At 62.5% G+C, this 14,803-nt stretch carries 16 protein-coding genes; 4 read left to right on the forward strand and 12 right to left on the reverse strand.

Annotated features, from left to right (window positions below; translation table 11 throughout):
• Positions 1-458: 458 nt before the first annotated feature.
• Entirely contained in the window at positions 459-869 is a 411-nt protein-coding gene (locus tag AC4FIJ_RS05920; protein ID WP_490335787.1) for a metallopeptidase family protein, read from the reverse strand.
• Positions 866-2,494 (reverse strand): lysine--tRNA ligase, encoded by a 1,629-nt coding sequence (locus AC4FIJ_RS05925; RefSeq protein WP_490335874.1) that lies wholly within the window; start codon positions 2,492-2,494, stop codon positions 866-868. The genes AC4FIJ_RS05920 and AC4FIJ_RS05925 overlap by 4 nt, the downstream gene beginning before the upstream one ends.
• A gap of 397 nt (positions 2,495-2,891) precedes the next feature.
• Between AC4FIJ_RS05925 and ppk2 the strand changes: the two genes are divergently transcribed.
• Positions 2,892-3,674: a polyphosphate kinase 2 gene (ppk2, locus tag AC4FIJ_RS05930; RefSeq protein ID WP_490335788.1), complete on the forward strand. Its 783-nt coding sequence runs from the start codon at positions 2,892-2,894 to the stop codon at positions 3,672-3,674.
• Positions 3,675-3,690: 16 nt separating this feature from the next.
• On the forward strand, positions 3,691-4,101 hold the full coding sequence (locus AC4FIJ_RS05935; protein ID WP_490335789.1) for a hypothetical protein: 411 nt from the start codon (positions 3,691-3,693) through the stop codon (positions 4,099-4,101).
• Positions 4,102-4,297: 196 nt separating this feature from the next.
• On the opposite strand, the gene socB is transcribed toward AC4FIJ_RS05935, so the two are convergent.
• The 4 genes from socB to AC4FIJ_RS05955 form a co-directional block, all read right to left on the reverse strand.
• Positions 4,298-5,014 carry a type VI toxin-antitoxin system SocB family DNA replication inhibitor toxin gene (gene socB / locus AC4FIJ_RS05940; protein WP_490335790.1) on the reverse strand — a complete coding sequence of 239 codons (717 nt, stop codon included), beginning with the start codon at positions 5,012-5,014 and terminating at the stop codon, positions 4,298-4,300.
• Positions 4,974-5,537, reverse strand: a complete 564-nt coding sequence (gene socA, locus AC4FIJ_RS05945; RefSeq protein WP_490335791.1) for a type VI toxin-antitoxin system SocA family antitoxin — start codon at positions 5,535-5,537, stop codon at positions 4,974-4,976. The genes socB and socA overlap by 41 nt, the downstream gene beginning before the upstream one ends.
• 17 nt (positions 5,538-5,554) lie before the next feature.
• Positions 5,555-6,610, reverse strand: coding sequence for a ribonucleotide-diphosphate reductase subunit beta (locus tag AC4FIJ_RS05950; protein ID WP_490335792.1), 1,056 nt, complete (start codon positions 6,608-6,610; stop codon positions 5,555-5,557).
• 242 nt (positions 6,611-6,852) lie between these two features.
• The gene (locus tag AC4FIJ_RS05955; RefSeq protein WP_490335793.1) at positions 6,853-7,029 is read right to left on the reverse strand and encodes a hypothetical protein; all 177 of its coding nucleotides are present in this window, start codon (positions 7,027-7,029) and stop codon (positions 6,853-6,855) included.
• A gap of 104 nt (positions 7,030-7,133) precedes the next feature.
• Between AC4FIJ_RS05955 and AC4FIJ_RS05960 the strand changes: the two genes are divergently transcribed.
• Positions 7,134-7,403, forward strand: coding sequence for a hypothetical protein (locus tag AC4FIJ_RS05960; RefSeq protein ID WP_490335794.1), 270 nt, complete (start codon positions 7,134-7,136; stop codon positions 7,401-7,403).
• 172 nt (positions 7,404-7,575) lie between these two features.
• Here the strand turns inward: AC4FIJ_RS05960 and AC4FIJ_RS05965 are convergent, their stop codons facing one another.
• On the reverse strand, positions 7,576-8,022 hold the full coding sequence (locus AC4FIJ_RS05965) for a PepSY-associated TM helix domain-containing protein (protein ID WP_490335795.1): 447 nt from the start codon (positions 8,020-8,022) through the stop codon (positions 7,576-7,578).
• Positions 8,023-8,200: 178 nt separating this feature from the next.
• Here AC4FIJ_RS05965 and AC4FIJ_RS05970 point away from each other — a divergent pair, with 178 nt between their 5' ends.
• Positions 8,201-8,419, forward strand: coding sequence for a DUF2171 domain-containing protein (locus tag AC4FIJ_RS05970; protein WP_490335796.1), 219 nt, complete (start codon positions 8,201-8,203; stop codon positions 8,417-8,419).
• Positions 8,420-8,499: 80 nt separating this feature from the next.
• Here AC4FIJ_RS05970 and AC4FIJ_RS05975 read toward each other — a convergent pair whose 3' ends face one another.
• The 5 genes from AC4FIJ_RS05975 to AC4FIJ_RS05995 are packed head-to-tail and all read right to left on the reverse strand — an operon-like array spanning position 8,500 to position 14,516.
• A complete protein-coding gene (locus tag AC4FIJ_RS05975; RefSeq protein WP_490335797.1) occupies positions 8,500-8,799 on the reverse strand; it encodes a polyhydroxyalkanoic acid system family protein in 300 nt (99 codons plus the stop codon).
• Between the two features lie 4 nt (positions 8,800-8,803).
• Positions 8,804-9,268, reverse strand: coding sequence for a PaaI family thioesterase (locus AC4FIJ_RS05980; protein ID WP_490335798.1), 465 nt, complete (start codon positions 9,266-9,268; stop codon positions 8,804-8,806).
• Positions 9,258-11,048: an acyl-CoA dehydrogenase C-terminal domain-containing protein gene (locus tag AC4FIJ_RS05985; protein WP_490335799.1), complete on the reverse strand. Its 1,791-nt coding sequence runs from the start codon at positions 11,046-11,048 to the stop codon at positions 9,258-9,260. Before AC4FIJ_RS05985 ends, AC4FIJ_RS05980 begins: the two co-directional genes overlap by 11 nt.
• Before the next feature lie 13 nt (positions 11,049-11,061).
• Positions 11,062-13,383: a 3-hydroxyacyl-CoA dehydrogenase/enoyl-CoA hydratase family protein gene (locus AC4FIJ_RS05990; RefSeq protein WP_490335800.1), complete on the reverse strand. Its 2,322-nt coding sequence runs from the start codon at positions 13,381-13,383 to the stop codon at positions 11,062-11,064.
• A complete protein-coding gene (locus tag AC4FIJ_RS05995) occupies positions 13,383-14,516 on the reverse strand; it encodes a thiolase family protein (protein WP_490335801.1) in 1,134 nt (377 codons plus the stop codon). The genes AC4FIJ_RS05990 and AC4FIJ_RS05995 overlap by 1 nt, the downstream gene beginning before the upstream one ends.
• Positions 14,517-14,803 lie beyond the last annotated feature (287 nt).

A 14,803-nucleotide genomic window follows, 5' to 3' on the forward strand; every position in this document is an offset into this window, starting at 1 on the left:
CGGCTCTGGCGCGCCTGCTGCGGCTATCGGGCGTTGGGACTTCGTGGGCTTATGACCGGAATGGGGAGGAAAGCTGACGTTGCTCGTGCCGCCACTTTCGCTAAAGTTGTGAGCATGCCTATCCCGAAAACTCGCATCATGTATATTGAAAACAAGTCTGAAGGTCTGGACGGACCTGCTCGGATTGGTCGTGTGACGTTTTCTAAGTCAGGTCGGTCGGTGCACTATGACGGCCGAACCTTCAGTAAGGTGGGTAGCGGCTACAAATACAATCATGTTGCTGACGACAACGGTGATCACTTCTGGATTTCAGGTCCTCGGAAAGACGGTGCGGACAGGCTGCATAACAGCTCGATACCAGTCGAAATCGATGCCGATGTCGAAGCTGAATATTGGCGAGACATAAGGGGTCGAGGCTAACTGAATGTCCGTTATCGGTCGTCTGCTGACATCCCGCCTCAATCCCCCGCCCCATCCTCCAGCGCATGCATGTCGTCGTCTGACAGCCCGAAATGATGCCCAATCTCATGCACCACGACATGAAAGATCAGCGCATCCAGCCTGCCGCCCGATTCCACCCATTCCGCCAGCAGCGGCAGGCGGAACAGCGTGACGACGGGCGGCATGTCACCGCTGTCCCAGATGGATTGCTGGTCCAGCGGGCGGCCGTGATAGAGGCCGGTCAGCTCCCACGGATTCTCGATCCCCAATTCGCGCAGGACCTCGTCCTCGGCGAAGTCGGCGATCTGGACGACCACGCCTTCGACATGGGGCTTGAACGCATCGGGCAGGCGCGCCATCGCGGCCATCGCCAGCGCCTCCAGATCGGAGGCGCTGGGCGGTTCGCCGGTGATGCGCGTGCCGGTCACGCGCGCTCCAGCGCCTCGGCGATCAGGCGGCGGGTGTTGGCGACGCCGTAAAGCGCGATGAAGCTGCCCATGCGCGGCCCCTGCGACGATCCCAGCAGCGTCTCGTAAAGCGCCTTGAACCAGTCGCGCAGATTGCCGAAACCAAATTCCTCGCGCTTGCCGATCTCGTACACCGCGGTCTGCAGGTCCTCTGCCGGTATGTCGTCGGCGAAACCGGCCAGCGTCTCGTCCAGAGCTTTCAGCGCCGCCGCTTCGTTCGCCTCGGGCCCGCGGCGTTGCAGTGTGGGGACAACAAACTGACAGCCATAGTTCACAGCCGAGGTTACCAACCTGTCAAGTTCTGGATGCGTCTCTGGCGTAAGACCCGGTTGATACTGACGAAGGTAACTCCAGATGATTTCTTTCGTACCGATGCCCGGCAGACCGACTAGGTTCAGCAGCAAGCCATAGGTGACCGGCAGGCTGTCCCCCGCACCCGGCGGCAGGCCGTCCTGACCATGCCCGCCATTCGCGCCCAGCAGGTGCCATGCCGGATTGCCCAGCTGCTGCTCCACCGGCTGTTCGGGCAGCTTTTCGCGGAACTGCCAGTATTCGTCGACCGCGCGCGGGATGACGCCTGCGTGCAATTGCTTGGCGCTCTTGGGATTGGCGTAGAGGTAGTGGCCGAGGCTCTCCTCCGTGCCGTATTGCAGCCATTCCTCGATCGTCAGCCCGTTGCCCTTGGACTTGGAGATCTTCTCGCCATTCGCATCCAGGAACAGCTCGTAGATCATCCCCTCGGGCTTCCGCCCGCCCAGGATCTTCGCGATCTTGCCCGACTGGGTGACGCTGTCGGTCAGATCCTTGCCGCACATCTCGTAATCCACGCCCAGCGCGACCCAGCGCATTGCCCAGTCGACCTTCCACTGCAGCTTGGACTTGCCGCCAAGGATCGACTGCGTGACTTGCTGGCCGTCGCTGTCGGTGAAGCGGATCGTGCCTGCTTCGGCATCCACCACCTCGACCGGGACCTGCAGTACCTCGCCCGTGGTGGGGCTGACCGGCAGCACCGGCGAATAAGTCGCGCGGCGTTCCTCGCGCAGGGTGGGCAGCATCACCGCCATGATCGCGTCGAAGTTGCGCAGCACGTTCTTCAGCGCTTCGTCGAACCCGCCGCTGTTGTACCGCTCGCTCGCCGCCACGAATTCGTAGTCGAAGCCGAAGCGGTCCAGAAATTCGCGCAGCATCGCATTGTTGCGCCCGCCAAAACTGTCATTGCTGCCGAACGGATCGGGTATACGGCTCAGCGGCATGCCCAGATGCTTGGTCAGCATCTCCTTGTTCGGCACGTTGTCGGGCACCTTGCGCAGGCCGTCCATGTCGTCGCTGAACGCGACCAGCCTTGTCGGGTGGCCGCCGGTCAGCACTTCATAGGCGCGGCGCACGAAAGTGGTGCGCAGCACTTCCTGAAACGTGCCGATATGCGGCAGGCCGCTGGGGCCATAGCCGGTTTCGAACAGCACCGGCACCAGATTGCCATCGGCATCGCGCTTCCCGCCGGGATAGCGTTTGGCCAGCCTCTGCGCCTCTTGAAAGGGCCAGGCCTTGGAGCTTGCGGCTGCCTCGCGCAGCGTGTCGGCGATCATGGTATCCATGCCGCGGCACTTGCGGGAAAGCGGGGCGAATCGCAAGGGCCGAGCGCCCCGCCCCACCGTGTTTGCGCCCCGAACATGTCTGGCGTGTTGCTGCCAGGTGAACCTGCGATAAACCCCGGATGAACACTCTCAAACCGGCGATAGAGCGCAACCATTGGCCGCTTTCAGCCTTTTCTCCGACAAAAAGGCCGCCATATTCGAAAGCGACCCGGCAGAGGCCTACGCAGCCAAAGCCGGACGATGAAAGGCCGGATGGCCCGCACGCATTCCCCCTCCCCCCAGTGCGGCGCCGTCCGGCCGATTTCGCTTTCTCCTTCCATGATAATCCCGGTTGAGCCTTTGCGGCGGTCGCCTAGACTGCGTGTTTTGGCGATGACGGGCGGCGACCATGGGCGACATCAAGAAATCCGATTATTACGACGCTCTGGAAGAGCTTGAGCACGAGCTTGTCGGCATGGCGCGATGGGCGCGGGCCAAGGGCGAGCGGATCGTGGTGATCTTCGAGGGGCGCGACACCGCGGGCAAGGGCGGTGCGATCAAGGCGATTGCGGGCTGCCTCGACCCGCGGCAGTGCCGGATCGCCGCGCTGACCAAGCCGTCGGAGGACGAGCAGGGCCAGTGGTATTTCCAGCGCTATGTGAAACACCTGCCCACGGCGGGCGAGATCGTGCTGTTCGACCGCAGCTGGTACAATCGCGCCGGGGTCGAGCGCGTCATGGGCTGGGCCAGCGAGGATCAGGTGGCCAAGTTCCTGCGAGAGGCCCCGGTGTTCGAGAAGATGCTGGTCGACGACGGGATCCGCCTGTTCAAATACTGGCTGTCCTGCGATCAGGCGCATCAGGAAGAGCGGTTCAGGGAACGGCTGGAAGACCCGCTGAAACGCTGGAAGCTGTCACCCACTGATATCGAGGCGCGTTCGAAATACCGCGACTATACCGCGGCGCGCGAGGCGATCTTTGCCGAGACGCATAGCGGCTGGGCGCCGTGGACGATGGTGGACTTCAACGACCAGAAGCGGGGGCGGCTGACGCTGATCCGCAATCTGCTGGACCGCCTGCCCGACACCGACGTGCCGCCCGAGCCGATCGACTGGCCCGAACTGGGCCACGAACCTTACGGCGAGGAATTCGACCGTCTGGAGCCGATCCCGCCGTTTCCGATTGACGATTGATCGGGGGGATTGGTCCTTGCGGGGATGGCCGGGCGCGCTCAAGGCGGGCGCTTTCTATTTCGCGGCGATCTTTGCGCTGGGCTTCGTGCTGGGGACAGTGCGCGCCCTGTGGCTGACCGGGGCGCTGGGCGCGCTGCCCGCCGTGCTGGTGGAACTGCCGGTGATGCTGGGGGCAAGCTGGCTGGTGGCGCGCTGGCTGATCCGGCGGCGGATGCTGGCGGGGCAGGTCCTTACCGCCGCTCAGGCGCTGGCGATGGGCGGGTTCGCCTTCGTGCTGCTGATGCTGGCCGAAGCGGCGCTGGGCTTCCTGCTGACCGGACAGGGCGTGGCAGGCTGGCCGGCCGCGATGTCCACCCCTGCCGGTCTGGCGGGGCTTGCGGGCCAGATCCTCTTCGCGCTGATCCCGCTGCTGGTGCGGCGGGGCTGATCAATTCCCTGCGAAAAGTGACAAAGGTGACACGTCCTACAGGGGCTGTCACCCAGCCTCACGCGGCGGAAATGGGCGGGTTTCAGGCGAAAAGTGACACGCGCGGGGTGCGGGAAAAACGCATGTGACTGCGAGGGACGACGATGGGAAGGAGCCAGCGTCCGCTATGGCAGGGTGTGGGGGTGTAGGAAAATAATTAAGCGAACAGGTCGCCCTCTCCCCACTTGTCACCGCTACGGCGGCGTCGATCTTGCCGTTCCGTCTGGATATCGACCCACAAGCTCTGTGTTTCCCAGACCATCTCCTCCAGTTGCTCGTACGAATAGAGCGAGCCGGGAATCTTCTGTATCGAGTGAACAGTCCGAGCATCGGTGTTCGTCAACCGGAGTATCTCGAGTTCTACGTTCTCATAGTCCGGGTTACTCTCCCTCAATGCGATATGCATGACGCTCATCATGAAGCGTGCGGCATCAGGAGTGAGAGCGTATGTCCTGCGCATGTCAAAGAACGGAATGGCGATCCGATCCGGATAGACAAACAATGCAGGTGACCAACAGGTAAGCTTCAATCCAATGCTGAAGGAAAGCGGAAAGGCTTCAAGCTCACGAGCTTCGACACCTTCAACTTCGCAGTAGTCAAAGATGGCTCGCGCAGAGCGGAGATTCATCTTTTCTTCAACTTCGTTCTTTGAAAGCTTCTTAACTTCGGAAGAGATAACTACCCACGATGGGCGTGGAAGCGAGAATACGCCTGGTTGCCGATTAACGATGTCGCCAAGAGTCTTTCGCGTAGGGCGGTAACTGCCGCGCCCGCCACCCTCTTTAACCTGCTCAAGAGCAGGCCGACGTAGCGACCTTTCGAGAACAGATACCCTAGCCAAATCCGTGATAGGCAATTGGCGCATCTTTGCCATCGTAAACATCTCCAGAACTAGTGAGTGTGCACGTCGATAATTTGTGTTTCCCAAACCGTTGAGCGATCAATTCGTTACTTATTCGCAGACCAACCATTCGCTCGTTCTTGGCTCGTTGCTTAATCACATCCCAAGGACCGGCTGGCGCATGAGAGAGGTCTACCAACTGTCCATCTGTCAAATCTCCAAATGCATGCAGTACCGTATCGACAACTCGCATGACTTCGGGGTCTTCTAACTCCGGCAGAGGCTTCATCTCACCTGTTCGCAGATCCTTAGACTGGGCAAATTCACTAATAGGATTACTGCCGTACTTTTTGAAAGACTGGTATATCGCTGGATGGACTGGCCCATAATGCCATGCTTCAAAGCTTCCTTTTACTAAGGGCTCTTTATGCCTCACCAAAAAGAGACCATGAGAGAAGTATAGGAGCTTCTGCAGAGCAATTTGCCTAACCGGCCTTCCAGCTTTTTTTACAATGTAGTTTGCGACAACTCGCGGATCATAATTACCTATGGGCATGTATTTGGCCCTCTACATCACTCCGCCGCTTCAGAATCCCCGAACAGCCCCGGACCGTCGCTCTCGATCAGATCGTTGGCGCCGTCGCCCTTCGCCGCTTTCCGGCGGTTGTCGAAGTTGGCCCAGACGGTGTTCCAGTCGCCCTTGGTTGCGCCCTTCGAATACTCCGTCGCGCGGGTCTCGAAGAAATTGGCGTGCTCGACGCCGTTGAGCAGCGGGGAGAGCCACGGCAGCGGGTGCTCTTCCTGCATGTAGACCGCGGGCAGGCCCAGCTGGCCCAGGCGCCAGTCCGCGATATAGCGGATGTATTTCTTGATCTCCTTGGCGCTCATCCCCGGAACCGGCCCTTGCTCGAACGCAAGGTCGATGAACGCGTCTTCCAGCCGCACCGTCTTTTGACAGATGTCGACGATGTCTTCCTTCACCGCCTTGGTCAGGCAGCCGCGTTCGGCGCAGAAGGCGTGGAACAGGCGCATGATGCCTTCGCAGTGCAAGGTCTCGTCACGCACGGACCATGCGACGATCTGGCCCATGCCCTTCATCTTGTTGAAGCGCGGGAAGTTCATCAGCATCGCAAAGCTGCCGAACAGCTGCAGCCCTTCGGTAAAGCCGCCGAACATGGCGAGCGTGCGGGCGATATCCTCGTCCGTGTCGACGCCGAACATCTGAAGATAGTCGTGCTTGTCCTTCAGCTCGGAATATTCGAGGAACATGCCGTACTCGCTCTCGGGCATGCCGATGGTGTCGAGCAGGTGCGAATAGGCCGCGATATGCACCGTCTCCATGTTGGAGAAGGCCGTGAGCATCATCTTCACCTCGGTCGGTTTGAAGACGCGGCCGTATTTCTCGTGATAGCAGTCCTGCACCTCGACATCCGCCTGGGTGAAGAAGCGAAAGATCTGCGTCAACAGGTTGCGTTCGTGGTCGGACAGTTTCTGCGCCCAGTCGCGGCAATCCTCGCCCAGCGGCACTTCCTCGGGCAGCCAGTGCAATTGCTGCTGGCGTTTCCAGAAGTCATAGGCCCACGGATATTCGAACGGCTTGTAGGTCTTGCGGGCTTCGAGCAGCGGCATGGGCTTTCCTTATCGAGTCGGCCTGTAGGCGGGGTGGAGGGCGCGATTTCCGGCGAGTCAAACGCCGCAATATGTGCCCAGCCCCCTGAACGAACCACAATATCTAGCATCAAATCCCCCGCCATGCGCCCCGCCGACGCGCGGAAAAATCGCTTATCCCCAACTGCGCGGTGCATGTCCCGGCGTGTTGGTTGCGGGATGGCGTTCGGGCGAAGTCCGTATCGCAGGCGGCGTCAAATCGGTCATCGGCGCGGCGGAAACATGGCGGTTTGATGGCGGCGATGGCTGTCCGGCAAGGTGGTTAACGCTGCGACCGGCCGTTCGTCGCGCATGCTCGGCATCCTGCCGCATAACATGGTGAATATGGCGGGATTCGCATCCGATTCAAGGAACGTGTCGGGCGCATCGGTCGTTCTCATTGCAAGCCGCCCGGTCGTGCATCCCCTTCGCGTCGGGCGGCACCCGACATTCCCCGTCAGGGGCATGCGGGATGGTCGCAGGAGGGGGTCATGGGAGAGAGCAGATGGCCCACGACAGGGTCACCATGGATCCGCAGCCCGATGGCAGATCAGAAGCTAGGGCGAATGGCAGAAAGGTGCTGACGCTTCGCAGCGCAGCGCCGGTCACGCCCGCCCCCGCCGATGCTGCCGTGCACTGGCATGGCGGTCATTATTTGGGTGCGGCCCCGCCCGCAGGCGCGCGTTTCGAATTGTCGCGCGGCGGCTGGGGAACGCGGAGCGACGATACGGTCATTCGCGCCAAGGACACAGAGCGCTGCCGCCGCGACCGGTAAGAGTTTGACAATATCGACCCGGACGCTCGGTCCGCCGAGGTCGACCCAAGACAGGACCGACGATCATGCAGATAGTGCATGGCCCTTCTGGCGGTTCGGGGCCATGACCTTCCCCTCCCCCACCACTGCGTGCGGGGAGGGGTTTCTTTGAGTCAGGAACGGGCCGGTGAGGCTATTTCCAGAACCAGCGCGGTTTCATCCTGCGCTTCCCCCGGTTCAGCCACATCTGCGCATAGAGCCAGATGCCCGAGATGCTGAAGAAAATCAGCGCCAGTGCGGACAGTACCGAGATCGCCGTGCCGATCGGCCCGAATGTTTCGCCCGAATGCAAATGGTGAAAAGTGCCGACCATCGAACGAATGCCGGTGTCCCCGCGCGGCGGCATGCATCGCCATCCTTCGGGACAGGCAAATCCTTCCGGCGGAGTGCTGGCGGCGGCAAGCTCGGCAGAGGGGGCACCTGCAGGCCACAGAACCGCGACCTGGCTGAGAAACCCCGTCGCTGCGATCCAGAGCATGAATATGCCGAAAAATACCGAGATCCAGCGGTGCCATTTGCGCATTTGGGGCGACTCCTTTCGAGCGGACAGATCGAGATGGCCGCTGTGAAGAGGGGGCAAGCGGCGATCAAGTGCCGGAATGTCGCGGAATGTAGCGCCGATCCGCGTGAGCCGTGCCTGACCGTCGATGGACCGAGGAACGGAATCGGCCTTTCATCCGTTCTATATATGAACGTTAAATCAATGGTTTACAACGCAGCGGTGACGACGCAGCGACAGACCCGGAAAGGCAAAATTCATGTTTGAGAAGCTACGCATCAAGGAACATATGGAAGTCGCCAATTCGGCCGGACAGCATGTCGGTACGGTGGACGAGGTCGAGAACGACCGCATCAAGTTGACGAAGTCCGACGCGGGCGACAACATGCACCATTTCATCGCGCTCGACGATGTCGACAAGATCGATGACAACAGGGTGTATCTGAAGGACACTGCGCGGATCCCCGCCGGCGTCTGATAGACAGCGCGAACCGCTAAACGACCCCGATGCCCTTACCGGCGTCGGGGTCGTTTGCGTTTAGGGTCGTGTGAATAGCCTCAGGGCTTTTGCAGCATCTTTTCGGCACTGGTCTTCACGAAGTCTCCGATCTGGCCCTGCATCATCTTGAGGAACGGGGGCACGGTGACATCGGCCTCGAGGCGGTCGTCCTCTATCGCGATATCGACGGGGATTTTCTGGCCCATCGCGCTGATGACCAGCAGAAGCTGGCTGTCGGACGCGAAATCGGAGGTCAGCGATCCGCCGCCCGGAATATGCTGTTCCAGCTTGGGAAGGCCCGCCTCCAGGCGGCGTTTCGCCTCGGCGCGGCCGAGGCCGTGGGGAACTGTTACCTGCATTGAATCATCCTTCGTCACGGGTCCGCCGCGCGGCCAGCAGCAGCGTGGAGGTTGCGGTGGCATAGAGGCGGTCGTCCGAATCGACGATCTTCGCCGTAGTGTGCGCGACGCGGCGGCCCATACTGACCACCGTGCCGATCGCGCGCACCTCGCCGACATTTTCGTCGAGCGCGGCGTGATACGAGATCTTGAGTTCCAGCGTCACGCAATCGGTCAGATCCTTGGTCGCCGATTTCGCCGCCAGCCCGCAGGCCGAATCGAGCAGCGTGGCCGCAAAGCCGCCATGCGCAATGCCCAGCGGGTTATAGACACGCCGCGAAGGGGTGGCGGTGAACACCACGCGCCCCTCCTCCGCGGCGGTCAGGTCGATATCGAGCAGGTCCATCATCGGGGGCTTGATCCCCCGCTCGATCATCAGCCTGATCTCGTCGAGACCGGTTGCGGGCTTCACCGGAGCCTCAGAATTCATCTTCGGTGAACGCCATCATCGATTTCTTGCCCGACCGGATCGCGAGGAAGTTCGCGGTCGCCTGCGGCAAGATGCGTTCGAAGAAGAAGGTCGCGGTCTTGATCTTGGTCTCGTAGAATGCCTTGTCTTCGGACCCGAAGAAGATCTGCAGACCGGCGATCTTGGTCGCCTTGGCAAAGCAATAGCCCATCGCCACCAGACCCATCAGCCGCAGATATTCGGTCGCCGCCGCGCCCGCTTCCTCAGGGTCGGCCATGCCCTTTTGCGCGATGGTCGCGGTGGACAATTGCAGCGCGCCGAACGCCTTTTCCAGCGCCTCGATCATCGGCTGCATCGGGCCTTCGCCCTTCGATTCCTCAATGAAGTTCGACACAGGGTGGAAGAAGCTGCGCAGGTTGCGCCCGAAATTCGCGCCCATCTTGCGGCCGACCAGATCCAGCGCCTGAATGCCGTTGGTGCCTTCGTAGATCTGGCAGATGCGCGCGTCGCGAACATATTGCTCCACGCCGCTTTCGCGGATGTAGCCGTGGCCGCCATAGACCTGCACCGCCAGATTGGCGCTCTCGGTCGCGAGATCGGTGAACAAGGCCTTCACCACCGGCGTCATCAGCGCGGTGAATTCCTCCGCACGCTGGCGCACCTCGGGATCGGCCGAATGTTTCTGCGCGTCCAACGCGCGCGACACCCATGCGGAGAGCGCACGGCAGCCCTCGTTATAGGCGCGCATCGTCAGCAGCATGCGGCGCACGTCGGGGTGGACGATGATCGGGTCCGCCGCCTGTTCGGGATATTTGGCGCCCGACAAGGCGCGGCCCTGCACGCGGTCCTTGGCGTACCACACGGCGGACTGATACGCCGCCTCGCCCACGCCCAGGCCCTGGATGCCGACCGACACGCGTTCGGTGTTCATCATGGTGAACATCGCGGCCATGCCCTTGTTGGGTTCGCCGACCAGCCAGCCGGTGGATTCGTCGAAACTCATCTGGCAGGTGGCCGAGCCCTTGAGGCCCATCTTGTGCTCGATCGCGGTGCAGGTCACGCCGTTCGCGGGGCCGACCGAGAAGTCGTCCTTCGGCAGATACTTGGGCACGAGGAACAGGCTGATCCCCTTCACCCCCTCGGGCGCATCGGGAAGCCGCGCGAGCACGAGGTGGACGATGTTCTCGGCCAGATCATGGTCGCCCGCCGAGATGAAGATCTTGTTGCCGGTAACCTTGAAGCTGCCGTCCTCCTGCGGCTCCGCCTTGGTGCGCAGCATGCCGAGATCGGTGCCGCAATGCGGTTCGGTCAGGCACATGGTGCCCGACCATTCGCCGCTGATCATCTTGGGCAGCCATTTCGCCTTCAGCTCGTCGCTGCCGTGCCCCTTGATCGCGGTGGTGCCGCCGTGGGTCAGGCCGGGATAGAGGCTGAACGACAGGTTCGCCGAACAGATCATCTCCTCGACCAGCTTGTTCAGCGCCTCGGGCAGGCCCTGCCCGCCATATTCGGGATCGCTGGCGAGCGCGGCCCAGCCGGCGGCGGTGAACTGGTCGTAGGCGTCCTTGAAGCCCTTGGGCGTGCGGACCACACCGTTTTCATGGGTGCAGCCTTCCTCGTCGCCAGAGCGGTTGAGGGGGAGCAAGATGTCGCGGCAGAACTTGGCCGCTTCCTCCAGTACCGCATCGGTGAGATCGGTGTCGAACTCCTCCATGCCCGGCAGGTCGCCGAACCCGTCGTCATTGTGAAGCTCGTTCAATACGAAGCGCATGTCGCGCAGTGGAGCGTTATAGACTTGCATCGCGTGGGTTCCTTCAGTTCCGCAGCGGCTTGCCGGTTTCGAGCATCGACTCGACCCGGGCCTGCGTGCGGGGATCGCGCACCAGTTTCATGAAATGCTCGCGTTCCAGCGCCAGCATGTTCTTTTCGGTCACGGTGTCGGTCAGATCGGCGTTGCCTCCGGTCAGCACCTCTGCCAGCGCGTCCGCCACCACCGCGTCATACGGGGTCGCCATGCCGCGCTTGCGGAAGCCGTCGACCGCCAGCATCAGCGCCGCCTTGCCGCCCGCGCCGGGCAGCTTGAACTCGGGCGCTTCGGGCGGGGTATAGCCGTCGACCAGCGAGAGCGCCTTGGCCTTGGCATCGGCCAGCAAGCGGTCGCGGTTCATGGTGACGCCGTCGCTTTCGCGCAGGAAGCCGTAGCCCTTGGCCTCCGCCGCCGATTTCGCGACCGTGGCGGTCGAGACGATCTCGAACACCTTGGTCACGGGCGGCATCGGGCCCTTGGGCTGCTTCGGCATATTGCGCCAGCGATCCAGCATCTCGCCGCAGCCGCCCCAGCCGGGGACGAGGCCCACGCCGCATTCGACCAGGCCGATATAGCTTTCGGCATGCGCCTGCACCGCGTCGGAATGGAGCAGGATCTCGCACCCCCCGCCCAGCGCAAGGCCCGCGGGCGCGCTGACGACCGGAAACGGCGCGTATTTCAGCGCCTTGTAGGCATCCTGCCCGCCCGCGATCAGCTTCTCGATCTCGCTCCACGCCGCGATATTCACCGCGAACATCGCGAGGCCCAGATTGGCACCGGCAGAGAAATTGCTGCCCTCGTTATAGACGACCAGCGCCTTGAACTTCTCGGCCACCAGCGGGACCGCCTTGCCGATCAGCTTCATGACCTCGCCGTCCAGCGCGTTCATCTTGGCGGTGAATTCGAGGACCGCGACGCCGTCGCCCGCATCCCACAAGGCGGCGGAGCCGTTCCTGATCAGCGGTTTCGACTTGCGCTTGATGTCTTCCAGCATCAGCACGCCCTCGGCGCGGACGACGTCGTGGTAGGTGCCGTCGAGGCCGAGATATTGCCGCTGGCCGTCTTCCACGCGGTAGAACGGGCGCTCGCCCGCGGTCTTCAGAATCGCCGGAACCTCGCGGCCCTCCTTCTCGAGCCGCTCGGCCAGCCTGCCGGGGCCGAGGCGGTCGATCAGCTCGAACGGGCCGTATTTCCAGTTGTAGCCCAGCTTCATCGCGTCATCGATGGCGGTGATGTCGTCGGCGGCCTCGCCCACCAGCGAGGCGGAATAGGCCAGCACCTTGCCCAGGATCTCCCACGCATAGGGACCGGTCTTGCCCGGCGCATTGGTCAGCGCGTGCAGATCGCCCTCGGCGCGCGGGGGCAGGCGCTGCGGCTTCACCGGATCGCGATATTCGCCGGTTGCGAAGTCCAGCGCGCGCTTAGTGCGGGTCTTCTTTTCGAAGCTGTAGAAGCCCGAACCCGCCTTGCGGCCCGTGCGCCCTTCCGCAATCATGCGCTCGATCAGCGGCTGGTCGCGCACGGTGTCGAAATAGGGATCGCCCTTGGGCAGATTGGCGGTCAGGCTCTCGGTCAGCAGCGGCATCAGGTCGATGCCGACAAGGTCGATCAGGCCGAAGATGCCGGTCTTGGGTACGCCCATCGGCTTGCCGCCGATCTGGTCGGCTTCCTCGATGGTGAGGCCCTGATCCATCGCCGCATTGACCGCGACCGCCAGCCAGTATGTGCCGATGCGGTTGGCGATGAAGCCGGGGGTGTCCTTGGTCGGCACCACGCGCTTGCCCAGCTTGCGGTCGACGAAATCGACCACACGGTCGGCCACGGCGGCATCGGTATGCGGCCCGCGCACGATCTCGATCAGCCGCATGTAGCGCGGCGGATTGAAGAAATGGGTGATGAGGAAGCTGCTGCGGAATTCCTCGCCGCGCCCGTCGATCAGCTTCTCCAGCGGGATCGTGGAGGTGTTGGAGGAGACAGCCGCGCCGGGCTTCTTCAGTTTCTCCAGCTTGGCGTATAGGTTCTGCTTGATGTCGAGCCGCTCGACGATGGCCTCGACGATCCAGTCGCATTCGGCGACGCGTTCGAGATGATCCTCGATATTGCCGGTCTCGACCAGCTTCGCCGCGGCCTTCGACATGAAGGGGGCGGGATCGGTCTTGAGCATCTTGGCGACCGCACCCTTGGCGACCGCGTCCCTGTCGTCGCCGTCTTTGGGCACGATGTCGAGCAGCAGCACCGGCACGCCTGCATTGGCGACCTGCGCCGCGATGCCCGCACCCATGGTGCCCGCGCCGATGACGCAGACTTTTTCGATAGTGCTAGCTGACATCACACCGCCTCCAGCACGGTGGCGATGCCCTGCCCGCCGCCGATGCACTGGGTGGCGAGCGCGTATTTGCCGCCGTCGCGCTTCAGCAGCGCCGCCGCCTTGCCCACGATGCGCGCACCGGTCGCGCCCAGCGGGTGGCCGATGGCGATCGCGCCGCCGTCGGGGTTCACCTTGCTCTCGTCCAGACCGAGGTCACGGATCACCGCGAGCGACTGGCTGGCAAAGGCTTCGTTCAGTTCGATCACGTCGAGCTGGTCGGCACTAATGCCCGCGCGTTCCAGCGCCTTACGGCTCGATTCGATGGGGCCGAGGCCCATGGTCTCAGGGTTGCAACCCGAGATCGCGACCGACTTGATGCGCGCAAGGATCGGCAGGCCGTGCTCCTTCGCATAATCCTCGCTGGTGACCAGCACCGCGCTGGCGCCATCGGTCAGCGGCGAGGACGTGCCCGCCGTGACGGTGCCGTTCTGGTCGAACGCCGGCTTCAGCCCGCCCAGCGCCTCTGCGGTGGTGCCGGGGCGCGGGGTGCCGTCGGTGTCGACGGTGCCGTTCCTGGTGGCGATCGGGATAATCTCGTCGGTGAAATGGCCCGCCTTTATCGCGGCCTCGGCCTTGGCCTGGCTGCGCGCGGCAAACTGGTCCTGCTCCTCGCGGGTCAGATTATAGTTCTGCGCTACGTTCTCGGCGGTCTCGCCCATCGACATGTAGGCAGCACTTTTCTTCGCCAGTTCGGGATTGGGCATCGGGTTGAAGCCGGTCATTGGCACGCGGCTCATCGATTCGATGCCTGCGCAGATGAACGCCTCGCCCGCGCCGATGGCGATCTGGCCCGCCGCGATATGGATCGCGCTCATCGAGGAGCCGCAGAACCGGTTCACCGTCATTCCGCCGACCGAGATCGGCAGATCCGCCAGCAGGCCGACGAGGCGCGCGATGTTGAAGCCCTGCTCGCCCTCGGGGAAAGCGCAGCCCATCACGATATCCTCGATATCTTCGGCCTTCACGCCGGTCTTTTCGACCAGTCCGCGAATGGTCTGCGCGGCCAGATCGTCGGGCCGTACGCGGGCGAGAGCGCCCTTGCCTGCAAGGTGGAAGGGGGAGCGGACATAGCCCGCGATGACGGTGTTACGCATGGATCGAAACCTCTCCGGATGTTTCGTGACTCGGAATTCGAGTCGGGAGTGACCTTAAGGTGGCTTGATTTACCTATACGTCAAGTAGCCGCGTGCGATCAAGTCTTTCGCCGCGCCGTCACCACGCTTTCGTCACGCTTTCGTTACGCTTTCGTTATGGGGGCCGGAACCGCGCTCGCCCCCTGGTCGTTCCGGACGCATGTGAGGATTTGGGGCAGCAGGCCGTCGCATTAGTGATCGTCGTGACGCTTTGACGCCTTGACTAACCTATACGTCACCTAGATGTA

It is taken from the genome of Croceicoccus sp., assembly GCF_983967925.1.

Coding starts and splice junctions, on each gene's coding strand:
- AC4FIJ_RS05925 (WP_490335874.1), bottom strand. CDS start 2,494: ATGATCGCCGACACGCTGCGCGAGGCAGCCGCAAGCTCCAAGGCCTGG.
- ppk2 (WP_490335788.1), top strand. CDS start 2,892: ATGGGCGACATCAAGAAATCCGATTATTACGACGCTCTGGAAGAGCTT.
- socB (WP_490335790.1), bottom strand. CDS start 5,014: ATGGCAAAGATGCGCCAATTGCCTATCACGGATTTGGCTAGGGTATCT.
- socA (WP_490335791.1), bottom strand. CDS start 5,537: ATGCCCATAGGTAATTATGATCCGCGAGTTGTCGCAAACTACATTGTA.
- AC4FIJ_RS05950 (WP_490335792.1), bottom strand. CDS start 6,610: ATGCCGCTGCTCGAAGCCCGCAAGACCTACAAGCCGTTCGAATATCCG.
- AC4FIJ_RS05955 (WP_490335793.1), bottom strand. CDS start 7,029: ATGAGAACGACCGATGCGCCCGACACGTTCCTTGAATCGGATGCGAAT.
- AC4FIJ_RS05960 (WP_490335794.1), top strand. CDS start 7,134: ATGGCCCACGACAGGGTCACCATGGATCCGCAGCCCGATGGCAGATCA.
- AC4FIJ_RS05970 (WP_490335796.1), top strand. CDS start 8,201: ATGTTTGAGAAGCTACGCATCAAGGAACATATGGAAGTCGCCAATTCG.
- AC4FIJ_RS05975 (WP_490335797.1), bottom strand. CDS start 8,799: ATGCAGGTAACAGTTCCCCACGGCCTCGGCCGCGCCGAGGCGAAACGC.
- AC4FIJ_RS05980 (WP_490335798.1), bottom strand. CDS start 9,268: ATGAATTCTGAGGCTCCGGTGAAGCCCGCAACCGGTCTCGACGAGATC.
- AC4FIJ_RS05985 (WP_490335799.1), bottom strand. CDS start 11,048: ATGCAAGTCTATAACGCTCCACTGCGCGACATGCGCTTCGTATTGAAC.
- AC4FIJ_RS05990 (WP_490335800.1), bottom strand. CDS start 13,383: ATGTCAGCTAGCACTATCGAAAAAGTCTGCGTCATCGGCGCGGGCACC.
- AC4FIJ_RS05995 (WP_490335801.1), bottom strand. CDS start 14,516: ATGCGTAACACCGTCATCGCGGGCTATGTCCGCTCCCCCTTCCACCTT.